The organism is Kineosphaera limosa NBRC 100340, assembly GCF_000298215.1.
Taxonomy (GTDB): domain Bacteria; phylum Actinomycetota; class Actinomycetes; order Actinomycetales; family Dermatophilaceae; genus Kineosphaera; species Kineosphaera limosa.
Map to the genome: position 1 here is coordinate 1 of NZ_BAHD01000010.1, position 22,382 is coordinate 22,382.

Sequence of the window (22,382 nt, forward strand, 5' to 3'; positions counted from 1 at the left end):
GTCTGGACGCGCGCTGACGGCACCCCAATCGGCAACCAACCACGCCGCAGCGCTGGCGATGAGGTCGACGGCGACAGCGGCGGTAACAACAACGACAGCAGCAGCGGCGGCGGCGAACCGCCCGGCTCGGCGTTGTTGCCGGAACACCGAGCCCTGCCCAGCGAACAGCTCATCCTCACCACGCAGGCAACGGTGCCGGTCGACGATCGCTGAAAGCCGTCCTCATGTCGACCCCCGCATGCCCCCGCAGGCCCTCGCCATGGCGGCGACGATTTCTGGCGACGCGCGCGACAACTGCGGGTATTTGCCGGACGGCGTGGGGGATGTCAGCGTGATCTCGTGCCTACCCCGTCGATTGCGCAGGACGCGGCCGCGTCGCACCCGCGGGCCGAGCAGCTGCTGGACGACTTCGGTCGACACCTGCGGCTGGAGCGTGGGCGCTCCGAGCACACCGTGCGGGCCTACCTGGCCGACGTGGACGCCGCGTTGCAGTTCGCGGCGCAGCGAGGGCACCCCCCGGAAGCCGTCGACCTGGCCGACCTGCGGGCCTGGCTCGGGCACCTGGCTGCTGACGGGGCCGCGAGATCCAGCCTCGCGCGCCGCGGTGCCGCAGCCCGCACGTTCTTCCGGTGGGCGCAAGACTCCAGGCGGCTGCCGTCCGACCCCGCCGCCCGCCTGGCCAGCCCCCGCGCCAACCGCACCCTGCCGACCGTGCTCAGCGCTCACGACGCCGCCCGGGTCATCGAGGCGACGGCCCGCTCGACGTCGGCGGGTTCAACGACGGCAGGCTCAAGCGAGGGAGCCGCGGGTTCGGGGCCCACGTCGTCGCAGACGCCCTCGGTTCAAGAGGACCCGACGCAGGCAAAGTCGACGCAGGGGATGTCGGCGCAGGAGATCGCCGTCGAGTCGCGAGACCGGGCGGTGCTGGAACTCCTGTACGGCTGCGCGCTGCGCGTCGGCGAGCTGGTCGCGCTGGACATCGACGACATCGACACCGCCCGCCGCGTTGTGCGGGTGCTCGGCAAGGGGAACAAAGAGCGCTCCGTGCCCTACGGCCTCCCAGCGCAGGTAGCTCTCGACGAGTGGCTGGTGCGCGGCCGCCCAGTCCTTGCCGCCGGCGCCTGCGCCACATCGACCGCGGGAGGAGACGCCGGGGCAAGCGGCACCCGGCCCAAGGCCGGCTCGGGTGGCACCCGGCCCAAGGCCGGCTCGGGTGGCCCGCGGGACATGGCGGCGCTCTTCCTCGGGGTCCGCGGCCGGCGCCTGGGGCAACGGCAGGTCCGCACGATCCTCTCCCAGCGCATCCAGGCGGCCCCGGGGGTTCCCGCCGTGGGGCCCCACGCGCTACGGCACTCCGCCGCAACCCACCTGCTCGACGGCGGCGCCGACCTGCGCTCGGTGCAGGAGTTGCTCGGCCACGCCAGCCTCGCTACGACCCAGCTCTACACTCACGTCTCCCTGCAGCGCTTGCGCTCCAGCTACGAACAGGCCCACCCGCGTGCGTGATGACCCCAGCTCCGGCCCGCGCTCTGCTGGGCGTGACCCGCATCAGGAGGCCGACGCGGCCGGCCCGGAGCACGAACGCTCACCTGCGCTGACGCCCGCGCGGCGCCGGATGCTGCAGCGGCGCCGGCGCGCCCTCACCGTGCTCGGTGCCGGAACGCTCTGCGCCTTCGTCGTGTCCCTTGCCGTCGGGCACCTGGGCGCCGGCGGCAGCCAGGCCCCCACGACCGACGCGCCACCTCCAGTCGCCACCCAGACGACGGCCTGGGACGGGTCGACCCGCGCCGACCCGGATCCCAGCGCCGGCGAGAGCACGACCCCACCGGGGAGCCCCGAGGGCACGACCTCCGCGGCGGCCCACGGACCTCCGGCGCCCGGCGACACGCCCGAGCCGCAGCTGCCGGCGACGCTGCCAGACTCCGGCACCGGCACCACGCAGGTACTCGCGGTCCCCGGTCCGGACTCGACCCGCTCGGGCCGCACGATCCGGTACTCCGTGGAGGCCGAAGGGGGCCTGGACGTGCCCGTGGACCACTTCGCCGCGCACGTGCACCGGGTGCTCACCGACCCGCGGGGGTGGGAGGCCGTCGACGGCGTGCACTTCGTCAACGTCAGCCCGCAGCAGCGCGCTCAGGGGGCAAGCGCCGACGTGCGGATCATCCTGGGCAGCCCCGCCTACGTCGACCGCAACTGTCTGCCGCTGCGCACGATGGGTCAGCTGTCGTGCCACGCCGGCGGCCGCGTGCTGTTGAACCTCGAACGCTGGGCCCACGGAGCGGGCACCTACGGCGACGACGTCGCCGGATACCGCGAGTACCTCGTCAACCACGAGGTCGGCCACGCCCTCGGTCATTCCCACCGTTCGTGCCCGGGCCCCGGTCGGCCCGCGCCCGTCATGGTGCAGCAGACCAAGAGCCTCTACGGCTGCACCCCCTGGGGCTGGCCCACCCCGCCGTCGTCGCGCTGACACGCCTCATCGGACCGGCAGTAGAACGGGGCTCAGCTCCTTGAGCAGGCTCAGCGGGTCGACGTATTGGGCGCCTTTGCGCGCTCCCCAGTGCAGGCACGCCTGTGGCGGGCAGTGGCCTCCGGGCGCCAGGCGCCCGATCGCGGCCCCGCGGCCCACCGGCTGGCCCTTCTTGACGCTGGTGATGACCGGCTCGTAGGTGGTGCGCAGGCCGTTGGGGTGCTGGATGGAGACCACCGGCTTGCCGGCGACCAGTCCGGCGTGCAACACGATGCCGTTTCCCGCGGCCAGCACACTGGCGCCGACGTGCGACTTCAGGTCGACCCCGCGGTGCCCCGCCAGCCACTTCTCCTTGGGCGGATCGAACGCCCGCCCGATCTCTGGGCTGCCGCGCAGCGGGGCCTGCCATCCCGGGCGCGGCACCGCCTTGGCCACGTCGCGCACGACCAGCGCCGTGCGGGCTGCGGTGGCGGCCGCTCCAGCTCCGGCGACGCCGGCCCCCACGGGCATGAGCCCGAAGGCGGAGAGGACGACGGGGATGAGGGGGACGATCGGCAGCGGCATGGCACCTACCGTGGCGCGCCGATGCCCCCACGCGCCGACTCTGAGTGCCGCACCTGTGGATAGACCCCGCCCGGTCGGCACCCCTGTGGACGGCGGATTGAGCAGATTTCCCGGCTCGCCGGCGGCGGGCCACTCGGCTGGGTCGCGCAGTGCGCACCAAGTACTGGACAACGGCAACTAGCGCTGGACAACGGCGACCGGGACTGGGCAACCACTCGAGCGGTTGCCCAGTCGGTTGCCGATGGCTCAGTCGGACCGGGGGTTGTCCAGTCGCGAGCGCACCAGGAGTAGGTGCAGCTCAACCGGCGAGCTGGCTCAGCCGGTCAGCTGGCTCAGCCGGTCAGCTGGCTCAGCCGCCGCGCGCCCTCCTGAACGACGGGCAGCCGCTTGCAGAAGGCGAACCGCACGAGCCCGGCCGCGGACTCCTTGTCGTCGCAGAACACGCTGACCGGCACGCCGACCACCCCGACCCGCGCGGGCAGATCCAGGCAGAACTGCATCGCGTCCTCGCCGCCGACCGAGCGCACGTCGGCGATGACGAAGTAGGTGCCATCCGGGTTGGTGGCGGGGATGCCGGCCTGTGCCAGCCCGGCGAGCAGCGCGTCGCGCGCCTGGGCGAGCCCCGCCGCGTAGTCGTCGAAGACCGTGTCGGGCAGCGCCAACCCGGCGGCGACGGCGGGCTGGAAGGGTGCGCCGCCGGCGAAAGTGAGGAACTGCTTGACGGTCCGCGCCGCGGCCACCAGCTCCGCCGGCCCGGTGATCCAGCCGATCTTCCAGCCAGTCGTCGCGAACGTCTTGCCCGCCGAGCCGATCGTCAGGGTCCGTTGCGCCATCCCCGGCAGGGTCGCCATCGGGATGTGCCGCGCCGGGGCGAACACCAGGTGCTCGTAGACCTCGTCGGCGACGACGATCGCGTCGTACTCCACCGCGAGCCGCGCGATGACCTCCAGCTCATCGGCGGTGAACACCTTGCCGGTCGGATTGTGCGGGGTGTTGAGCAGCACGAGCCGCGTCCGCTCGCTGAAGGCCGCGCGCAACGACTCCTCGTCGAGGGCGAAGTCGGAAAATCGCAGCACGCTGGTGCGCCGCGTCGCCCCCGCCAGCGCGATGACGGCCGCATAGGAGTCGTAGTACGGCTCGAAGGTCACGACTTCGTCGCCCGGTTCGCACAGTGCGAGCACGCTGGCGGCGATGGCCTCGGTCGCGCCCATCGTCACGAGCACATCGGTGTCGGCGTTCAGCGAAAGCCCGTACCGCCGCTCCTGGTGCCGCACGATCGCGTGCCGCAGGTCGACGACACCGGGCAGCGGCGGGTACTGGTTGTCGCCGGCGCGAATCGCCGCGACCGCCGCGTCCAGCACCTCCTGCGGGCCGTCCTCATCCGGAAATCCCTGCCCGAGGTTGATCGCCCCCGTCTGGTTCGCCAACGCCGACATCCGCGTGAAGATCGTCGTGCCGAACGAGCGCATCCGCTCCACCAACGGCTGCTGCGCGCGGTCCGCTCCGGAGGGGGAGGCAGTGGCTGCGGACAGGGTGGTGGTCTCGTCGCTCATGTCCGCCAGGTTAGGGGTGTGCCCAGCTCGCCGCGGCGATTGGCTCCGGAGGCCCGCGGACGGGTACTCTGAGCACACCTGTGGTCTGTCATGCCTGGAGGGCAGCGGCACCGCAGGAATTCGCGCGTCTCATCCGGCGCCGCGAGGCCGGGTTCGCCCGCCCTCGCCCCGCTGGGACCACCCGCCAACAGTCCGGCTCGCGCCGGTGGTGTGCGGTCGAGGCGCCAGGGGCCACACGGCAATCCCGCCGCCGTGGCCGACAACTGGACCAACGAGAAGGAGACCTCGGCATGGCCGTCGTCACCATGCGCCAGCTCCTCGAGAGCGGCGTCCACTTCGGGCACCAGACCCGTCGCTGGAACCCCAAGATGAAGCGCTTCATCATGACCGAGCGCAACGGCATCTACATCATCGACCTGCAGCAGTCGCTGACCTACATCAACGACGCCTTCGACTTCGTCAAGCAGACCGTGGCCCACGGCGGCACGATCCTGTTCGTCGGCACGAAGAAGCAGGCCCAGGAGCCGATCGCCGAGCAGGCGACGCGCGTCGGGATGCCGTACGTCAACCACCGTTGGCTCGGTGGCATGCTCACGAACTTCAACACGGTGCACAAGCGCCTGGAGCGCCTCAAGGAGCTCGAGGAGATCGACTTCGACGACGTGGCCGGCAGCGGCCGCACGAAGAAGGAGCTGCTCGTCCTGCGTCGCGAGAAGGAGAAGCTGGAGCGCACGCTCGGCGGCATCCGCGACATGGCCAAGGTGCCCTCGGCCGTGTGGATCGTCGACACCAAGAAGGAGCACCTGGCCGTTACCGAGGCCCGCAAGCTCAACCTGCCGGTCATCGCGATCCTCGACACCAACTGCGACCCCGACGAGGTCGACTACAAGATCCCCGGCAACGACGACGCGATCCGCTCCGTCACGCTGCTCACCCGCGTCGTGGCCGACGCGGTCGCCGATGGCCTGCTGACCCGCAGCCAGAACGCTGGTGGCGGCCAGAACGCCGTCGACGGTGGCGCCCAGGCCGAGCCGCTGGCCGAGTGGGAGCGCGAGCTGCTGGCGGGCGAGCAGGCCGCCGGTGAGCAGGCTGCCGCCGCGACCGACGTCGAGACCGGCCCGACCTCCGTGGCGCAGGCCGCGGAGGAGACCGCCGCCGCCGACGTCGTCGACCCGGCCGAGCAGGTCGCACTGGCCGAGGCCACCGCCGAGCAGGCCGCGGAGGTCGCCGCTGTCGACCCGGCCGCGGTCGAAGAGGTCGTCGCCGAAGAGGTCGTCGTCGAGGAGACCGCTGACGCGCAGGCCGAGCAGGCCTGAGCCGTTCCGTAACCATCCATTCCGCCAAAGGAGCGAGAAACACAGATGGCGAACTACACCGCTGCAGACATCAAGGCGCTGCGTGAGCAGACCGGTGCCGGCATGCTCGACGTCAAGAAGGCTCTTGACGAGGCCGACGGTGACACCGCGAAGGCCACCGAGATCCTGCGGGTCAAGGGCCTCAAGGGCGTGACCAAGCGTGAGGGTCGCTCGGCCAGCAACGGCCTGGTGGCCGCGCACGTCGACGGTGGCGTCGGCACGCTCGTCGAGGTCAACTGCGAGACCGACTTCGTCGCCAAGGGTGAGAAGTTCATCGCGTTGGCCGACAAGGTGCTCGACCAGGCCGTCAAGGTCGGCGCAGCCGACGCGCAGGCGCTGCTGGACTCCGACCTGGACGGCAAGTCCGTGCAGGCCGTGCTCGATGAGGCCAACGCCACGATCGGCGAGAAGATCGAGGTGCGTCGCGTCGCCCGCGTCGAGGGCGACAACGTCGTGTCCTACCTGCACAAGACGAGCCCCGATCTGCCCGCGCAGGTCGGCGTGGTCTTCGCCTACTCCGGTGGTGACGAGCAGATCGGCCGCGACATCGCGATGCACATCGCCGCGTTCAGCCCCACCGTGCTGACCCGCGACGAGGTCGACGAGGCGACGGTCGAGAACGAGCGTCGCATCGCCGAGGAGACCGCCAAGGAGGAGGGCAAGCCCGAGGCCGCCCTCCCGCGCATCGTCGAGGGCCGCGTCAACGGCTACTTCGCCGAGAACGTGCTGCTGGAGCAGAAGTACGCCAAGGACCAGAAGAAGCAGGTCCAGGCCGTGCTCAAGGAGGCCGGCGCCGAAGGTACGTCCTTCGCCCGCTTCCGCGTGGGTGCCTGAGCAGCCACACGCACCGTATCCGCAGGGCCCGTTCCTCCACCCGGAGGGGCGGGCCCTGCGGCGTGTGTCATGCCGTACCTGCGCCGCCTCCGCCGTTCACCGACCGGTCGCCGCCTGGTGCCCACCCGCCGCGTGGGTCGTGTGAGAATCACGTGCAGTGTCCGCATCCGCGCGCCCGATTCGAGGGCGCCGACGAAGGGAATCCCACCGGTGTCCTCCGAGAACCGTGCCTATCAGCGCGTCCTGCTCAAGCTCTCCGGCGAGGCGTTCGGCGGTGGGCGGATCGGGGTCGACCCGACGGTCGTCAAGGGCATCGCGCACCAGATCGCGGTGGCCGTCCGCGAGGGTGTTCAGGTGGCGATCGTTGTCGGCGGCGGCAACTTCTTCCGCGGAGCGGAGTTGCAGCAGCAGGGCATGGACCGCTCCCGGGCCGACTACATGGGCATGCTCGGCACGGTGATGAACTGCCTGGCGCTCTCCGACTTCCTGGAGAAGGAGGGGTGCGAGACCCGGGTGCAGACCGCCATCACCATGGGTCAGGTCGCCGAGCCCTACATCCCGCGCCGCGCCATCCGGCACCTGGAGAAGGGTCGGATCGTGCTCTTCGGCGCCGGCGCCGGCATGCCGTACTTCAGCACCGACACCGTCTCGGCCCAGCGCGCTCTGGAGATCCACTGCGACGCCGTGTTCATGAGCAAGAACGGCGTCGACGGCGTGTACGACTCCGACCCGCGCACCAACCCGGAGGCCAAGAAGTTCGACCGGGTCAGCTACTCCCAGGCCCTCGTCGACGGGCTCAAGGTCGTCGACGCCGCCGCGTTCAGCCTGTGCATGGAGAACGAGCTGCCGATGGTCGTCTTCGGCATTCAGGGCGAAGACACCATCACCCGGGCGCTGCGGGGCGAGCCGATCGGCACCGAGGTCTACGCACAGTGACCTCGGTTCCGGCGGGGCGCAGGCGGCTGATAGCGATCTGAGAGGATGACCGCGTAGCCCACCGGGGGCGGCGCGGATGTGACGAAGGAGCAGCGGATGCTGGACGAGACGATGTTCGAGGCCGAAGAGAAGATGGAGAAGGCCGTCGAAGTCGCCAAGGAGGACTTCGCCGGGATCCGCACCGGGCGCGCCACGCCGGGCATGTTCAACAAGCTGATGGTCGACTACTACGGCGCACCGACCCCCCTGCAGCAGCTCGCGTCCTTCCAGACTCCCGAGGCCCGCACGGTCCTCATCACGCCGTACGACAAGCAGTCGATGTCGGCGATCGAGAAGGCCCTGCGCGACTCCGACCTGGGCGTCAACCCCGGCAACGACGGCAACACCATCCGCTGCGTCCTGCCCGCCCTGACCCAGGAGCGGCGCAAGGAGTACATCAAGATGGCGCACCGCAAGGGTGAGGACGCCAAGATCTCCATCCGCAACATCCGCCGGCACGCCAAGGACTCCATCGACAAGCTCGTCAAGGACGGCGACGTCGGCGAAGACGAGGGCACCCGCACCGAGAAGGAGCTGGAGACCCTCACCAAGAAGCACGTCGACCTCATCGACACCCTGCTCAAGGGCAAGGAAACCGAGCTCACCGAGGTGTGAGTGGGTCTGAGGTGACATCCGCGGCCACTCCCTCCGGCCCGCCGGCCGCCGGGAAGTCGACGGGCCGCGCCGGGCGCAACCTGCCGATGGCCATCGCCGTCGCCCTCCTTCTGGGCGGCCTGGCCCTGGCGGCACTGACCCTGGTCAGTTGGGGTTGGCTGCTGCTCGCGACCCCCGCCATCCTGCTCGCCGTCTGGGAGCTCAACGAGGGCATGCAGGCCGGCCGCATCCACATCCCCCTGGTCCCGGTCTGGCTGGGCGCGATGGCGATGCTTCCCGCCGCCTACCTGGGCGGCCCGGCGGCCCTCATGGTCGCCTTCGGCCTGACGATCCTGGCGGTGGTCTGCTGGCGGGTGGCGAGCGGCCTCGACGGCGCCGCCCGCGACATCGGCGGCGGCGCCTTCATCGTGGCCTACGCGCCCTTTCTCGCCGCGTTCTCGGCCCTCATGCTCGCCGCGCCCGACGGCAACCGGCGCGTCATCGTCTTCATCCTTGTGACGATCGCCTCCGACATCGGCGGGTACGCCGCCGGGGTGCTCGCCGGCAAGCACCCCATGGCGCCCTCGGTGAGCCCGAAGAAGTCGTGGGAGGGGTTCGCCGGTTCGGCGGCCGCGTGCGTCGTCGTCGGGGCGATCGCCGTCCCGACGCTGCTCTCCGGAGCGTGGTGGGCCGGGGCGCTCATCGGGCTCGTGGCCGTCGCCATGGCCACGCTGGGCGACCTCGTGGAGTCGATGCTCAAGCGCGACCTGGGCATCAAGGACCTCGGGCGTATCCTGCCCGGCCACGGCGGCATCATGGACCGCATCGACTCCCTGCTGCTGTGCGCCCCCGGAGTCTGGTGGATGATGCTGCTGCTCGTTCCGGTTGCCTAGCGGGCGCACCCGACCAGTGGCCTGCGAGACTGGACCGATCATGAGCACGCAGCCCACGCCCGTCCGCCTGCAGCGCCGCCGCCCCGGCCCGGGCCAAGTCACCTTCTCGCCGCCGGGTAATCCGATGCCGCCGACGCACCTGGCCGACCTCGACGTGCCTGCCCGCAAGGAGGCGGTCGCCGCGCTCGGGCACAAGCCGTTTCGCGCCGCGCAGCTCTCGACCCACTACTTCGAGCACTGGACCAGCGACCCGGAGCACATGACCGACCTGCCCAAGGCCGGCCGCGACGAACTCGTCGCCGCGATGCTGCCGACCCTGCTGACGCCGGTGCGACACCTGGAGGCCGACGGCGGGGCCACCGTGAAGTCGGTGTGGCGGCTGCACGACGGCGCGCTCGTCGAATCGGTACTCATGCGCTACGCCCGCCGCGCCACCGTCTGCATTTCGAGCCAGGCCGGGTGCGGCATGAACTGCCCGTTCTGCGCGACCGGCCAGGAGGGCTTCACCCGCAACCTGTCGACCGCCGAGATGGTCGAGCAGGTCGTCGCAGCCCAGCGGATGCTGCGAGACGGGCCCTCGGGGTTGCGCGGACCGGCCGCCGCCATCGACCTGCCGGCCGGCGCCGCCAGCGCCTTCGACGCCCCGGAGGGCTCCGCGGGCGCATTCGATGCCCCCGACGACGACGGCGCGCCGACCGACCCCGGCCAGAACTCGCGCGTCTCCAATGTCGTGTTCATGGGCATGGGGGAGGCCCTCATCAATTACAAGCGAGCGATCGCCGCGATCCGCCGGATGGTCGACCCCACCCCGGCCGGCCTGGGGATGTCGGCGCGCGGCATCACGATGTCCAGCGTCGGCCTCGTGCCCGGCATCGACCGGCTCGCGGGCGAGGGCATCCCGGTGACCCTCGCGCTCAGTCTGCACGCGCCCGACGACGAGCTGCGCGACGAGCTCGTGCCGATCAACAACCGGTACAAGGTCGACGAGGCCCTCGACGCCGCCTACCGCTACTTCGAGACGACCAAACGACGGGTCTCCATCGAGTACGCGCTGATCCGCGACATCAACGACCACGCGTGGCGCGCCGACCTGCTGGGGGACAAGCTCAACGCCCGCGGCCGCGGCTGGGTACACGTCAACCCCATCCCGCTGAATCCGACCCCAGGCAGCAAGTGGACCGCGAGCCGCCCGGGCGTCGAGCAGCAGTTCGTCGAGCGGCTGCGTGCCCACGGCATCCCGACGACGGTGCGCGACACGCGCGGCAGCGACATCGACGGGGCCTGCGGGCAGCTGGCGGCAGCGACCGCCTGAGCGGCACCCGTCGAGATCACACCCAGATTCCTCCAAGGTTTCTTTGCAGGAGTCGATGGGAGGGGAGTGCAGCCCGGCGCATCCCCAGGAGGAGTCATGTCGTTGCAGGATCGAATCCCCGGTGGGCTCGTCGGAAAAATGGTGGCGCCCCTGCTGCTCCTGCTCGTCGCCCTCCTGGCGGTCGGTGGCTTCACGCTCATGTTGGTCTCCGCGCTGGAACGCAGCGGAGAGAACCAGCAGAGCGCGACCGCCTATCTGCTGCGACTGGAATCGGCGGCCGTCACCCTCAAGGCGATCGCCAACGACGAGCGTGGCTTTCTCATCGGCGGCGACCGTAAGTTCGTCGACGAGGTCATCGAGCGACGCGAGCAGGTCGGCGACGACCCGCCGCCGCCGCCGGGCTTGCGCCGACGGACGAGGCGCGCACGCAGGTCGGCCTCTTGCAAACCCAGATCGCCGGGTGGAACGACGCGCTGGATGCCGAGTTCGCCCAATACACCGGCGACCGGCAAGGGGCGATCGCGGCCGCGCTGGGTGCCAACCGCGACCTGCGCAAGACCTATGAGGGCACCCTCAAAGGCCTGGTCGAAGGGGGCGCCGCGTACATGGCGCAGGTCTCCGACCTGGACGCCCTCGCCTCACGCTCCCGCATCATCGTGGCCGTGCTGACCGTCGTCTGCGCGCTGCTGACGCTCGGGGTCGCGTTGCTGGCCGCGCGCGACATCCGCTCACGCGTCGCGGGGCTGCTGGCCGACCTCGACGCGCTGGCCGGTGGCGACCTGCGCGAGCGCGCCGCCGCCACCGGACGCGACGAGCTGACCCAGGTGTCCCAGGGGCTCGCCCGAGTCGTGGATACCCTGCGTGGCACGGTCGGTGAATTGCAGGCCTGCTCGCGAGAACTGGGCACCGAGTCCGAGCGGCTCGTCGGCGTGGCCGGCACGATCGCCCAGAGCGCCTCCAGCGCCTCCGACCAGGCCAGCGGCGTCTCCCACGCCGCCACCGACGCCGGCCGCAACATCGAGACCGTCGCCGCCGGCGCGGAGGAGATGAGCGCCTCGATCCGCCAGATCGCCGACAACGCCCAGGAGGCTCGCCGGGTCGCGGCCGAGGCCGTCGAGGCCGCCCAGGGCACGGCCGGCTCCGTCACGAGGCTGGGCGCCTCATCCGCGGAGGTGGGCGAGGTCGTCAAGGTCATCACGAGCATCGCCGAACAGACCAACCTGCTGGCCCTCAACGCCACGATCGAGGCGGCCCGCGCAGGCGAGGCCGGCAAGGGCTTCGCCGTGGTCGCCAACGAGGTCAAGGATCTGGCGCAGGAGACCTCCAAGGCGACCGAGACCATCACCAAGCAGATCGAGTCGATCCAGGCCGACACCGAGTCCGCGACCGCGGCGATGGGCCAGATCACCGCGGTCATCGAGCGGATCAACGACTACCAGAGCGTCGTCGCCTCCGCCGTCGACGAGCAATCCGCGACGACCAGCGAGATGGCCGTGAGCGTGGACCGCGCCGCCCGCAGCACCCGCTCGATCGGCACCTCGATCGAGCAGGTCTCCAAGGCGACGGCGCACACCACCGAGATCGCCGAGCAGACGCGGGTCACCGCGGGCCAGCTCGACCAGATGAGCGACCGGCTCGGCGCGCAGGTGGCTCGATTCCGGCTGGTCTGAGCAGGTCGGCGGCATATCGGCGCAGGCGCCGGTAGGTTGAGGGCCTGTCGTCGCTGGAGGTTCGCCATGACCGATGTCATCGATGCTCACCGCTCCGAGCCGAGCCCTGATCCGCAGCTGCGGGCGACGCCCGTCGTGCCCGGGCCGGTCGACAAAGCGCTCTTGCACGATCTGCGGCAGGAGGTCGGGCCCGGGCCGCTGCGCAGCCGGCTCATCGACCGGCTGAAGATGAGCCACGACGGCTCGCACTTCCAACTCGTGCCGCAGGCGGTCGTCGTCGCCCGCGACGGACTCGACGTGCAGAACACGATCGCAGTCGCGACCCGGCATGGGCTGCCGGTGACCTTCCGCTCGGGCGGCACCAGCCTGTCGGGTCAGGCCGGCACGGATGGGGTGCTCATCGACACGCGCCGCAACTTCCGGCGGGTGCGGGTGCTCGACGAGGGTGCCCGCGTGCTGTGTCAACCCGGCGCTACAGTGCGGGCCGTCAACACCCGGCTCGCACCCTACCGGCGGGCCCTCGGGCCCGACCCGGCCAGCGAATCCGCGTGCACCATCGGCGGGGTCGTCGCCAACAACTCCTCCGGCATGCAGTGCGGCACGACCGCCAACACCTACCGAACCCTCGACGCACTCGACTTTGTGCTCCCCTCCGGGACCCGCATCGACACGGCGTCCCGCGACGCTGACGAGAAACTGCGCCACGACGAGCCGGCGCTCTGGGAGGGCCTGGCCCGACTGCGTGACCGCGTGCGCGCCAACCCCGACTCCGTGCGCCGCATCGAGCACCAGTTCTCGATGAAGAACACGATGGGCTACGGCCTGAACTCCCTGCTCGACCACGAGACGCCCGCCGACATGCTGGCCCACCTCATGATCGGGTCGGAGGGGACGCTCGGGTTCGTCCTTGGCGCGACCTACCGCACCGTGCCGATCTACCCGCACATCGCCACCGCGCTGCTCGTCTTCGAGTCGATCGACGCGGCCACCGACGCGCTGCCCGCCCTCATCGAGGCCGGCAGCCGCACCGCCGAACTCATGGACGCGGCCTCGCTGCGGGTCAGCCAGGCCGGCCCGGTGCGGGTCGGCGCCCTCGACGGGCTGGCGGTGCGCGAGCACACCGCGCTGCTCATCGAGGCTCAGGAAGAGAGCCCCGAGGCGCTCGCCGACACCCGGGCCGCCCTGGAGCGGGCGATCGGCGGACTGCGGGGGCTGTCCAGCGAGGCGGTCTTCACGACCGAGCCGAGCGAGCGCGCCGCGGCGTGGTCGGTGCGCAAGGGCTTGTACACCGCCGTCGCCGGAGCGCGCCCGACCGGCTCGACGGCGCTGCTCGAGGATGTCGTGGTGCCGATGCCGGCCCTGACCGGCACCGTGCGCGAGTTGCAGCGGTTGTGTGGCGGATACGGCTATGACGACGCGGTGATCTTCGGGCACGCGCGCGACGCCAATCTGCACTTCATGATCAACCCGGACCTCGCTGATCCCACACAATTGCGTGGCTTTGAGCGGTTCACGGAGGAGCTGGTCGACCTCGTTCTCGACGCCGATGGTTCGCTGAAGGCCGAGCACGGCACCGGGCGGATCATGGCGCCGTATGTGCGCCGGCAGTACGGCGACGAGCTCTACGACGTCATGCGGCAGATCAAGTCGCTGGCCGACCCCGGCAACGTGCTCAACCCCGGGGTCATCATCGGTGACGACCCCAAGGCCCACCTGCGCGACCTCAAGGTCACGGCAGCGGTCGACGAACAGGTCGACCGCTGCGTCGAATGCGGCTACTGCGAGCCCGTGTGCCCGTCGCGGGACGTCACGACGACCCCGCGGCAGCGGATCGCGCTGCTCCGGGATATCGCCCACGCGCCACAGGACGTGCGCCGCAGCGTCGAGGCCGATTACGCCTACGACGCCGTCGACATGTGTGCCGCCGACTCGCTGTGCCAGAGCGCGTGCCCGGTCGGCATCGACACCGGTGTGTTCATGAAGGCGCACCGTAAGGCGCGGCACAGCAGCGCCGTGCAGGCGGTCGGGGTGACCCTGGCCCAGGAGTGGGGGCGTTTGCTGCCGCTGCTGCGCACGGGGGTCGGGATCGGCGCGGTCGGCCCGCACGGCCTCTTTTCGGCGGTCACGGGACTGTCGCGGCGGGTGCTGCCGACCGACCTGGTGCCGTACGTCGGCGACGACCTCCCCGGGCCGGGCATCAGCCGCGCGACGACTGCGCGGCGCGAGCCGGGCGAGGTGGTGCTCTTCGCCTCCTGCATCAGCGAGCTGTTCGGACCGGCCGATCCCGCCGGGCCGCAACGCCACCCGAGCGGCTTGGGGGCGGCGCGCGCCTTTCTGGCCGTCTGCGACCGCGCCGGGGTGGCTGTGCAGATCCCCGCCGGAGTGCAGGACCTGTGCTGCGGCACGGTGTGGCGCAGCAAGGGCCTGAGCGACGGCACGGCGACGATGGCCCGCCGCACCGCCCTGGCGCTGCTGGAGGCGACCCGGGAGGGCGCGGTGCCGGTCGTCTCCGACGCCAGCTCCTGCTCCCATGGGTTGCACGAGCTGGCCGGAGACCTGCGCGCCGCCGGCGACGACCGGCTCGCGGCGCGCGTGGAGGCGCTGCGGGTCATGGATGCGGTGGCGTTCGTCGCGCAGGAGGTGCTGCCGCGCCTGCCGGAGCCGGTGCGGCGGGGTGGGCGGATGGTCGTGCACCCCACGTGCTCGGACCGCCGCGCCGCAGACCTGCCTGCGCTGCAGGCCGTCGCCTCCTTCTGCGCCGAGGAGGTCATCGTGCCCCCGGACGCAGGCTGCTGCGGCTTCGCCGGCGACCGCGGGATGCTGCACCCGGAGCTGACTGCCGCCGCGACCCACCCCGAGGCCCTCGACGTCGCCGCCCTCGGCCCCGACATCTGGGCGGCGGTCTCGACCAACCGCACCTGCGAGATCGGCATGACCCGAGCCACCGGCCACGTCTACCGCCACGTCCTGGAGGTCCTGGAAGAAGTGACCCGCTGACCCACCGATCCGCCGTGCGGGCAGGGGCGGATTACGAGATGCCGACGAGGGCGGCGGCCTCCTCCAGCGTGTCAACGAGGTGTGCGGCTTCGGACATGCCGCGGCCCGCGGCCAGGGCCTGGACGGCCTGCCAGGCGGGCACACGCCGGGTCCAGTGCTCGACGCCCACGAGTACGAGCGGCGGCAGGGGGCTGCCCTCGACCGCATAGAACAGTGGGGTGACGGCCTGGAAGATCTCCTGCACTGTGCCCGCGCGGCCCGGCAGCACGACAATCCCGTTGCGGCAGCGCGACAACAGGCCGTCCTCGCGCACCGCATTGGAGAAGAACTTGGCGATGTGCTCGCTGAACACGTTCGGCGGCTCGTGGCCGTAGAACCACGTCGGAATGCCGACGCTGCGCGGCGGCCCCTCCCAGGGCACCGGTCGGGCCAATTCTCGAGCGTGGAACGCGGTGCCCGCCCAGTCGTCGACGGTCGGGACGAACGACGGCACCCGCGCGAGCAACTCCAAAGCTGCCGTCAGGCCGTCCTCGCACGTCGCGTAGGCGCCGAGGTTCGCGGCCTCCATGGCACCCGGACCGCCGCCAGTCGCCACGAGCATCCCCGCCTGAGCCAGCGCAAACCCCAATCGGGCCGCGCCCGTGAAGTGGTCGGTGCCTCGATCCCAGTTGTGTCCACCCATCACCCCGACAACCGCACGATCGTCGATGAGGGCGTCCAGGGCATCGCCCATCGCCGCGTCGTGGATCGCCCGCAGCACCGACACATAGGCGTCGTGCAGCAAGGCCGGGTCGCGGCTCCACGCGTAGGCCAGCGCGTCGGGAGTCGAGCCGTAGCCGCGCTCCAGCAGCCCGGCGTACAGCTCCTGCGGCTCGTACAGCCGCCCCCGATACGGGTCGACCGGAGCATGAGGCGCGGGTGGGAAGACGATCGCGCCTGCGCGGGTCAGCTTGCGCCCCAACCGGGGCGGCAACAGGCCGCCGAGCACCACCAGACCGTCGAAGTCGCCGTGACCGTCGAAGATGTCGGCGTTGCCGCGCAGGTCCAGGCCCTTGAGTCGCATGTGCGCCGGGGCCGTGCCCGCCGCCAGCGCCGCCCGCAGCGCGTCCACCGACTCGATATCCATCGCTCGATGATGCCGGACGCTGTGGGATCGTTTCCCATTCGTGACGTCGCAGGGGTGATCGGCTGGGCCGGGCGGCCGTTGGGAAGAACGGCACCGATCTCCCGCGCTGTACCCCCTCGAGGACGACATGAAGTTCTTGCAAGCCCTGGCCGGGTCCTTGTCCGGCCTGGCTATCGCCGCCGCGCTGGCCGCTGTTCCCGACATCACCCCCGCCGAGGCCGCGACCTCGCCGGCCGCCCCCGCCGTCGCGCAGGCCCGACCAGTAGCCCATCCGGGCGCCGCCCGGCCGGCAGCGGCGAGTCGGGGTTGGTCGCCGCCGGGCGATGCAGCGACAACGCCGACGCAGCGGGCCATCGCCGCAGCGGTCCGCGACTCCGAGGTCACCGCCGACGTGCCGGATGATGCCTACACCGTGCGCTCGATCAGCGTCGCCCAGGGCGGCCGGTGGGCGACCGCGATGCTGGTGCCCAACGACCCCGACGAGGTCGACGGCGCGGTCGTGCTCGTGCAGCGTCGCAGTGCCCACTGGCACGTCGCGGATCTCGGCACCTTCGAGGTCGGCTGCGGCATCGCACCCAGCCTCGTTCTGCGCGAACTGCGGCTGACCTGCGGCTGATCCGCGAGGGCGAACCGCCGTTCGTCCCCGCGGTGCGCGCGCCCAGCGACATGTTTGCCCGTTGCCTGCGCGCGGGGGGTCGGACACGTAAAGATGTGCCATGAGCAATGGCGCATACCGAGTTGTCCACGATCGCTGCACGAGCGACCCCGCGGGATTCTGGGGGGAGGTGGCCGAAGGAATCGACTGGATCACGGCCCCGACCCAAGCCCTTGATGACTCGCGGCCGCCGTTCTATCGCTGGTTCCCCGACGGTGTGATGAACACCTGCTACAACGCCCTCGATCGGCACGTGGCCGGTGGCCGCGCCGACCAGGCAGCCATCCACTACGAGAGCCCGGTCACCGGCTCCTCTCGCACCATCACCTACGCCGAACTCCTGGAGCAGGTGGCCAAGTTCGCCGGTGTGCTGCGCGCCCAGGGTGTGGAGAAGGGCGACCGCGTCGTCCTCTACATGCCGATGATCCCCGAGGCGCTCGTCGCGATGCTGGCGTGTGCGCGCATCGGTGCCGTGCACTCCGTGGTGTTCGGCGGGTTCGCCCCGGCCGAGCTGGCCGCCCGCATCGAGGACGCGCGGCCGAAGATCATCGTCGCGGCCAGTTGCGGCATCGAGCCGTCGCGCACCATCCCCTACAAGCCGATGATCGACGCCGCCATCCGCCGCAGCGAGCACAAGCCGGACCATTGCATCGTGTTCCAGCGCGAGCAGGTCGAGGCCGAGATGGGCGAGAACGACCTCGACTGGGTGACCGTCATGAACGACGACTCCATCGAGCCGGCCGAGTGCGTACCCGTGCAGGCCACCGACCCCCTGTACGTGCTCTACACCTCGGGCACCACGGGCAAGCCCAAGGGCATCGTGCGCGACAACGGCGGTCACGCGGTCGCCCTCAACTGGTCTATGCCCAACCTCTACGGCATCCACCCCGGCGAGGTGTTCTGGGCCGCCAGCGACGTCGGCTGGGTCGTCGGCCACTCCTATATCGTGTACGCGCCGCTGCTCGCCGGCGCCACGACGATCGTCTACGAGGGCAAGCCGATCGGCACGCCCGACGCCGGCGCGTTCTGGCGCACGATCGAGAAGTACAACGTCGCCTCCCTGTTCACCGCGCCGACCGCCATCCGGGCCATCAAGAAGGAAGACCCTGACGGCGAGTTCATGAAGCAGTCGGACCTGTCGAACTTCCGGCGGCTCTTCCTGGCCGGCGAGCGGCTCGACCCCGACACCTACGAGTGGGCGCACGCGAAGCTCGGCATCCCGGTCATCGACAACTGGTGGCAGACCGAGACCGGCTGGCCGATCGCGACCAACCCTGTCGGCATCGAGGAGCTGCCGGTCAAGCCCGGTTCGCCCAGCGTGCCGACCCCCGGTTACGACGTGCAGATCCTCGATGAGCAGGGCAACCAGGTGGAGGCCGGCACCGAGGGGGCCATCTGCATCAAGCTGCCCATGCCCCCCGGCACCCTGCCCACGTTGTGGCAGGACGACGACCGCTACGTCGAGTCCTACCTCAGCGCCTTCGACGGCTACTACCTCACCGGCGACGGCGGCTACATCGACTCCGACGGTTACATCTACGTCATGGGCCGCACCGACGACGTACTCAACGTCGCCGGGCACCGCCTGTCCACCGGCTCGATCGAGGCGGCCCTGGCCGGCCACCCGAGCGTCGCGGAGTGCGCGGTCATCGGTGTCGCCGACCAGATGAAGGGGCAGATCCCGCGGGCCCTGGTCGTGCTGAAGTCCGGTATCACCCTCGACGACGCCGGGGAGGCAGAGCTGAAGAAGGAGCTCGTCGGCCGGGTCCGCTCCGAGGTCGGCGCCGTCGCCGCCCTGCGTGAGGTCGACGTCGTGCAGGCGCTGCCCAAGACCCGGTCGGGCAAGATTCTGCGCAAGACCATGCGGCAGATCGCCGACGGCCAGGAGGCGATGGTCCCCTCGACCATCGAGGACGCCTCCGTGCTCGAGGTGCTGCGTCCCGTGCTGCGGCACGAGTAGGTCGCCTCGCTCGGGGGCGCACGTGTCCCGCCGCGATCCGGCCCGGCCCCCGCAGCTAGCGGGGGTCGGGCCGCGTGCGTGGTCGAATCGGACACTCCCGCAGGTGTTCCGGTGTTTGTGCGGCCCCGATTGGCGACGTGACTGACCGTTAGCCGGGAGCCCCTCGCACGGCACGCCATCTCGGGGTTAATGTCGTGACTTGAGCTTCGACGTGGCAGCGGCCGACCCGGCGGCGGCGCGTTCGGGGCAGCTAGGCGAGGCGCGCCACGGCGGCGCAATTCGTGACGTGCTGAGCTGGGGGAGAGGGGGATCGCGCAGTGTCAGGGGTTGCGCCGAAGACGGCGGATGAGCAGCTGAACTACCTGGTCGGCTACCGCGACGACGAAGGCGGGCGCGATGCGCTGAATTTGGCGGTGTCGATGGCCCAGGCCTTCGGTGTCTCCCTCGATCTCGTGTCGGTCGTGCCGGGCGGGCGGCGCGTGTCACGCAGCGACCGGGGCGTCACGCGCCGTGCCCGGGAGGCCCTCGATCGGGGAGCGGCCCTCGTGCCGCGGGATGTGCCTGTGCGGGTACACGTCCGCACCGCCCCTGCGGTGGCCCCCGCCGTGCTGCAGACGGCCCGCGACCTGGGGTCGCGCGTCATCATCCTGGGGTCCGACGGCCCGGGCGGTTTCGGCGCTCGGCTGCGCCGGCAGGCCCTGGGGTCGGTGACCACGGACGTGCTGCAAGAGGCCACGATTCCGGTCGCGCTGGCTCCCTTGGACTATCGCGTGAATCGGCCGATCGAGTCTGTCGACTGCGCGGTCGGCACTCGCCCCGGCGGGCAAGCTGTGCTCGACGTGGCGCTGCGCGTCTGCGTGCGCACCGGGCTGCCGCTGCGAGTGGTCATCCTCGTCGACCCCGACACCGAGATCAACGACGCCATCGTCGACGAGGCGCGCGCCCGGGTCGCCCTGCTCATGTCGTCCTCCGTCGCCCGTTACGGCGCACCGACCGACACCCGGTTCGTCTTCGCCCGAGGCGGCGATGTCCCGGCGGTGATCGAAGCGACGAAGTGGCTCGAAACGTCCGTGTTGATCGTGGGGTCGACGAGGGTGGGTGCTCCGCAACGACAGTTCCTCGGTGCGGCGGTCAGCAAGATCCTCGACAAGCTGCCCAGCCCCGTCATCGTCGTGCCGAACATGCCCGTGACCGAGGGCCTGGATCTCGACGGCTGAACCCGGCGCCGAGACGGTCATAGACTGAGACGTATGGTCTCGGAGAATGAACCGCAGGGCGTGTACACGCACGGTCACCATGGCAGTGTGCTTGCCTCACACGGCGCTCGGACCGCCGCGAACAGTGCCGCCTACCTGCTGCCGCACCTGCGGCCGGGCCTGCGCCTGCTCGATGTCGGGTGCGGTCCCGGGTCCATCACTCTCGACCTCGCCGAGATCGTCGGGGCACAGGGGCAGGTCATCGGGATCGAAAACGTTCCCGCGCCTCTGGAGGCGGCCCGCGCCAACGCCGCCGCTCGAGGCGACGCGACGACGCGTTTCGAACTCGCCGACGTCTACGCCCTGCCCTTTGCGGACGACTCCTTCGATGTCACGCACGCGCACCAGGTGCTGCAGCACCTGAGCGATCCGGTCGCGGCGTTGCGGGAGATGGCCCGGGTCACCCGCCCCGGCGGCCTCGTGGCGGCCCGCGACGCCGACTACGCGGCGATGACCTGGCATCCGCCCGCCGCCGGGCTGACGCGCTGGCTCGAGGTCTACCGGCCGCTGGCCCGAGCCAACGGCGGGGAGCCCGACGCCGGGCGCCACCTCCTGCACTGGGCGCACGCGGCCGGTCTCACGGACGTCACGGCGTCCGCCAGCGCGTGGTGCTACGCCGACGAGGCATCCCGCGCGCACTGGGCCGGCACCTGGGCGCAACGGGCACTCGCCTCCGAGTTCGCCGTCGGGGCCCGGCGGCACGGCCTGGCCGACGACACCGAGTTGGAGCAGATAGCGCAGGCCTGGCGGGACTGGCCCGGGCCCGATGCGTGGTTCGCCATGCTGCACGGGGAGATCCTGGCGCGGCCGTGAGGGTCCCTAGAGGGCGCGTCGACCCGCACTCCGACGCGGTCGTCGGCCTCGAACCGGGTCAGGAGCGGGCGCGACGCGCCTCCTCGACCTTCTGCTCCCGCTCCCGCTCGAGGCGACGGATCGGGTCGTTGGCGTGGCCGAGCTGCGCGGGCCCGTAGAACGTCAGGATTGTCTTGCGGATGTTCCACCACACCCGGTAGCTCAGGCTCAGGCCGTCGCGTGCCATGGGATTCACTGGTCCTTCGTTGGGTGCCCGGGGGCCGACGGGCTGCCCGGTCAGTCCAGCTTAGACCCGCCCGCCTCGCCGCCGCCCACCCCCGTGGCCTGCGGGGATCGCTGCGGGTCGGTCCCGGATCCACGGCGGCGGCGCACCGCGTCGACCACCGCGTCGACCACGAGGACGACCGGCCACACGAGCAGCACCAGAACGAAGACCAGCGCGTACTCGATGATCGGGATGCGCACGATCTCGTCGATGCGGTCGTACCCCCGGTAGAAGTACACGCCGACCACGCCCAGCACGTAGCCGGCTCCGATGAGCCAGCGGGTGCGCAGCGACCAGCCGACACCGTGCATTTGCGTGATGACGAAGATGCCGGCAAAGCCGAAGAAGAACATCGGCCAGAAACCCGTCGGGCCCGCCTGCATGAGCGCCACGAGCGCGCCGTGGACGAGCACCATCACTTCGAGCGTCAGCGTCCACGCGCGGTTGGTGTGATAGCGGGTGAGGAAGAGGCTGCCTTGCGCGAGCAGCAGGAACATGTAGAAGAAGCCGATGAGGTGTCCGCTGCTGTTCTCCGCCGGGTGGTACCAGAACGTGTACACGATCGCCCAGCTGAACAGATAGCCGTGATAGCGGCGGGCAACCTCGACGACGCGCTTGCTCAGCGGCGCCTTCTTGCCGAAGAACAGGCCGCGGCGGCGATTCTCCATGAGGAGAACGACGACCAGCAGGGCGATGACCGATCCTTGCGAGCTGTAGATCGACACGTCTTGGGCCAGGCCGTCGTAGAACACGAGGCTCTGGGCCAGGTGCAGCACGATGAACCCGAAGTTCGTGGCCAGCGCGATGACGTTGATCGGATGCAGCCCGGCCGAGTAGGTGCGTACGCGAGTTTGGGCGTAGTAGATGATGCCCCAGATCGCCAACTGGTGGGCCAGGTACCCGCCCCACGCCGACAGGCGCGTCAGCAAGGTCGGCTCGGGCAGTTGCCAGTAGTACCAGGAGGGGCCTGCGTCGGGCAGCAGGTCGTCGCGGGCGATGGCCAGGCCCGTGAGCCACACAGCGCCGGTGAGCAGCAGGCTCACGCCGATGATCCAGACGTAGGGGTGCCGCACCCGGTAGGTGGTCATGC

19 protein-coding genes and 1 pseudogene are annotated in these 22,382 nt (G+C 70.9%); 15 read left to right on the plus strand and 5 right to left on the minus strand.

The annotated features are described in order from the left end of the window. The 3 genes and pseudogenes from KILIM_RS03300 to KILIM_RS03310 form a co-directional block, all read left to right on the plus strand. A pseudogene (locus KILIM_RS03300) lies at nucleotides 1-213 on the plus strand (hypothetical protein); the annotation flags it as partial. Between the two features lie 126 nt (nucleotides 214-339). Continuing rightward, nucleotides 340-1,506 (plus strand): tyrosine recombinase XerC, encoded by a 1,167-nt coding sequence (locus KILIM_RS03305; RefSeq protein WP_006591203.1) that lies wholly within the window; start codon nucleotides 340-342, stop codon nucleotides 1,504-1,506. Then, complete coding sequence (locus tag KILIM_RS03310) at nucleotides 1,499-2,470, plus strand: DUF3152 domain-containing protein (RefSeq protein WP_006591204.1); 972 nt, start codon at nucleotides 1,499-1,501, stop codon at nucleotides 2,468-2,470. Before KILIM_RS03305 ends, KILIM_RS03310 begins: the two co-directional genes overlap by 8 nt. A gap of 6 nt (nucleotides 2,471-2,476) precedes the next feature. On the opposite strand, the gene KILIM_RS03315 is transcribed toward KILIM_RS03310, so the two are convergent. Further along, nucleotides 2,477-3,034 carry a M23 family metallopeptidase gene (locus KILIM_RS03315; protein WP_006591205.1) on the minus strand — a complete coding sequence of 186 codons (558 nt, stop codon included), beginning with the start codon at nucleotides 3,032-3,034 and terminating at the stop codon, nucleotides 2,477-2,479. 332 nt (nucleotides 3,035-3,366) lie between these two features. Further along, on the minus strand, nucleotides 3,367-4,587 hold the full coding sequence (locus KILIM_RS03320) for a pyridoxal phosphate-dependent aminotransferase (RefSeq protein ID WP_006591206.1): 1,221 nt from the start codon (nucleotides 4,585-4,587) through the stop codon (nucleotides 3,367-3,369). Nucleotides 4,588-4,877: 290 nt separating this feature from the next. Here KILIM_RS03320 and rpsB point away from each other — a divergent pair, with 290 nt between their 5' ends. From rpsB to KILIM_RS03360, 8 genes are all read left to right on the plus strand, one after another. Further along, on the plus strand, nucleotides 4,878-5,903 hold the full coding sequence (rpsB, locus tag KILIM_RS03325) for a 30S ribosomal protein S2 (RefSeq protein ID WP_006591207.1): 1,026 nt from the start codon (nucleotides 4,878-4,880) through the stop codon (nucleotides 5,901-5,903). A gap of 45 nt (nucleotides 5,904-5,948) precedes the next feature. Next, on the plus strand, nucleotides 5,949-6,776 hold the full coding sequence (tsf, locus tag KILIM_RS03330) for a translation elongation factor Ts (RefSeq protein WP_006591208.1): 828 nt from the start codon (nucleotides 5,949-5,951) through the stop codon (nucleotides 6,774-6,776). A 210-nt stretch (nucleotides 6,777-6,986) separates the two neighbouring features. Then, a complete protein-coding gene (pyrH, locus tag KILIM_RS03335; protein WP_006591209.1) occupies nucleotides 6,987-7,712 on the plus strand; it encodes a UMP kinase in 726 nt (241 codons plus the stop codon). A 96-nt stretch (nucleotides 7,713-7,808) separates the two neighbouring features. Next, nucleotides 7,809-8,366 (plus strand): ribosome recycling factor, encoded by a 558-nt coding sequence (frr, locus tag KILIM_RS03340; protein WP_006591210.1) that lies wholly within the window; start codon nucleotides 7,809-7,811, stop codon nucleotides 8,364-8,366. Then, the gene (locus tag KILIM_RS03345) at nucleotides 8,363-9,238 is read left to right on the plus strand and encodes a phosphatidate cytidylyltransferase (RefSeq protein ID WP_255247598.1); all 876 of its coding nucleotides are present in this window, start codon (nucleotides 8,363-8,365) and stop codon (nucleotides 9,236-9,238) included. The genes frr and KILIM_RS03345 overlap by 4 nt, the downstream gene beginning before the upstream one ends. Nucleotides 9,239-9,278: 40 nt before the next feature. After that, nucleotides 9,279-10,550, plus strand: coding sequence for a 23S rRNA (adenine(2503)-C(2))-methyltransferase RlmN (gene rlmN, locus KILIM_RS03350; protein WP_006591212.1), 1,272 nt, complete (start codon nucleotides 9,279-9,281; stop codon nucleotides 10,548-10,550). Nucleotides 10,551-10,990: 440 nt separating this feature from the next. Then, nucleotides 10,991-12,220 (plus strand): methyl-accepting chemotaxis protein, encoded by a 1,230-nt coding sequence (locus KILIM_RS03355; RefSeq protein WP_006591213.1) that lies wholly within the window; start codon nucleotides 10,991-10,993, stop codon nucleotides 12,218-12,220. Between the two features lie 66 nt (nucleotides 12,221-12,286). After that, nucleotides 12,287-15,217, plus strand: coding sequence for an FAD-binding and (Fe-S)-binding domain-containing protein (locus KILIM_RS03360; RefSeq protein ID WP_006591214.1), 2,931 nt, complete (start codon nucleotides 12,287-12,289; stop codon nucleotides 15,215-15,217). A gap of 31 nt (nucleotides 15,218-15,248) precedes the next feature. On the opposite strand, the gene KILIM_RS03365 is transcribed toward KILIM_RS03360, so the two are convergent. Continuing rightward, nucleotides 15,249-16,343, minus strand: a complete 1,095-nt coding sequence (locus tag KILIM_RS03365; RefSeq protein ID WP_006591215.1) for an LOG family protein — start codon at nucleotides 16,341-16,343, stop codon at nucleotides 15,249-15,251. Nucleotides 16,344-16,470: 127 nt separating this feature from the next. On the opposite strand from KILIM_RS03365, the gene KILIM_RS22005 reads away from it, so the two are divergent. The 4 genes from KILIM_RS22005 to KILIM_RS03385 all read left to right on the plus strand — a co-directional run bounded on the left by KILIM_RS22005 (nucleotide 16,471) and on the right by KILIM_RS03385 (nucleotide 21,027). After that, nucleotides 16,471-16,959, plus strand: coding sequence for a hypothetical protein (locus KILIM_RS22005; protein ID WP_006591216.1), 489 nt, complete (start codon nucleotides 16,471-16,473; stop codon nucleotides 16,957-16,959). 100 nt (nucleotides 16,960-17,059) lie between these two features. Further along, a complete protein-coding gene (locus tag KILIM_RS03375) occupies nucleotides 17,060-18,958 on the plus strand; it encodes a propionyl-CoA synthetase (RefSeq protein WP_006591217.1) in 1,899 nt (632 codons plus the stop codon). A gap of 317 nt (nucleotides 18,959-19,275) precedes the next feature. Further along, nucleotides 19,276-20,175 (plus strand): universal stress protein, encoded by a 900-nt coding sequence (locus KILIM_RS03380; protein WP_006591218.1) that lies wholly within the window; start codon nucleotides 19,276-19,278, stop codon nucleotides 20,173-20,175. 33 nt (nucleotides 20,176-20,208) lie between these two features. Then, nucleotides 20,209-21,027, plus strand: a complete 819-nt coding sequence (locus KILIM_RS03385; RefSeq protein ID WP_006591219.1) for a methyltransferase domain-containing protein — start codon at nucleotides 20,209-20,211, stop codon at nucleotides 21,025-21,027. A gap of 58 nt (nucleotides 21,028-21,085) precedes the next feature. Here the strand turns inward: KILIM_RS03385 and KILIM_RS24300 are convergent, their stop codons facing one another. Further along, the gene (locus KILIM_RS24300; RefSeq protein WP_006591220.1) at nucleotides 21,086-21,253 is read right to left on the minus strand and encodes a hypothetical protein; all 168 of its coding nucleotides are present in this window, start codon (nucleotides 21,251-21,253) and stop codon (nucleotides 21,086-21,088) included. 50 nt (nucleotides 21,254-21,303) lie between these two features. After that, complete coding sequence (locus tag KILIM_RS03390; RefSeq protein WP_174316813.1) at nucleotides 21,304-22,380, minus strand: hypothetical protein; 1,077 nt, start codon at nucleotides 22,378-22,380, stop codon at nucleotides 21,304-21,306. Nucleotides 22,381-22,382 lie beyond the last annotated feature (2 nt).

Excerpts from the sequence above, each read along its gene's own strand:
- frr (WP_006591210.1), top strand. The coding sequence starts at position 7,809 with ATGCTGGACGAGACGATGTTCGAGGCCGAAGAGAAGATGGAGAAGGCC.
- KILIM_RS24300 (WP_006591220.1), bottom strand. The coding sequence starts at position 21,253 with ATGGCACGCGACGGCCTGAGCCTGAGCTACCGGGTGTGGTGGAACATC.
- KILIM_RS03385 (WP_006591219.1), top strand. The coding sequence starts at position 20,209 with ATGGTCTCGGAGAATGAACCGCAGGGCGTGTACACGCACGGTCACCAT.
- rpsB (WP_006591207.1), top strand. The coding sequence starts at position 4,878 with ATGGCCGTCGTCACCATGCGCCAGCTCCTCGAGAGCGGCGTCCACTTC.
- KILIM_RS03375 (WP_006591217.1), top strand. The coding sequence starts at position 17,060 with ATGAGCAATGGCGCATACCGAGTTGTCCACGATCGCTGCACGAGCGAC.
- KILIM_RS03315 (WP_006591205.1), bottom strand. The coding sequence starts at position 3,034 with ATGCCGCTGCCGATCGTCCCCCTCATCCCCGTCGTCCTCTCCGCCTTC.
- tsf (WP_006591208.1), top strand. The coding sequence starts at position 5,949 with ATGGCGAACTACACCGCTGCAGACATCAAGGCGCTGCGTGAGCAGACC.
- KILIM_RS03365 (WP_006591215.1), bottom strand. The coding sequence starts at position 16,343 with ATGGATATCGAGTCGGTGGACGCGCTGCGGGCGGCGCTGGCGGCGGGC.
- KILIM_RS03320 (WP_006591206.1), bottom strand. The coding sequence starts at position 4,587 with ATGAGCGACGAGACCACCACCCTGTCCGCAGCCACTGCCTCCCCCTCC.
- rlmN (WP_006591212.1), top strand. The coding sequence starts at position 9,279 with ATGAGCACGCAGCCCACGCCCGTCCGCCTGCAGCGCCGCCGCCCCGGC.
- KILIM_RS03390 (WP_174316813.1), bottom strand. The coding sequence starts at position 22,380 with ATGACCACCTACCGGGTGCGGCACCCCTACGTCTGGATCATCGGCGTG.
- KILIM_RS03360 (WP_006591214.1), top strand. The coding sequence starts at position 12,287 with ATGACCGATGTCATCGATGCTCACCGCTCCGAGCCGAGCCCTGATCCG.
- KILIM_RS22005 (WP_006591216.1), top strand. The coding sequence starts at position 16,471 with ATGAAGTTCTTGCAAGCCCTGGCCGGGTCCTTGTCCGGCCTGGCTATC.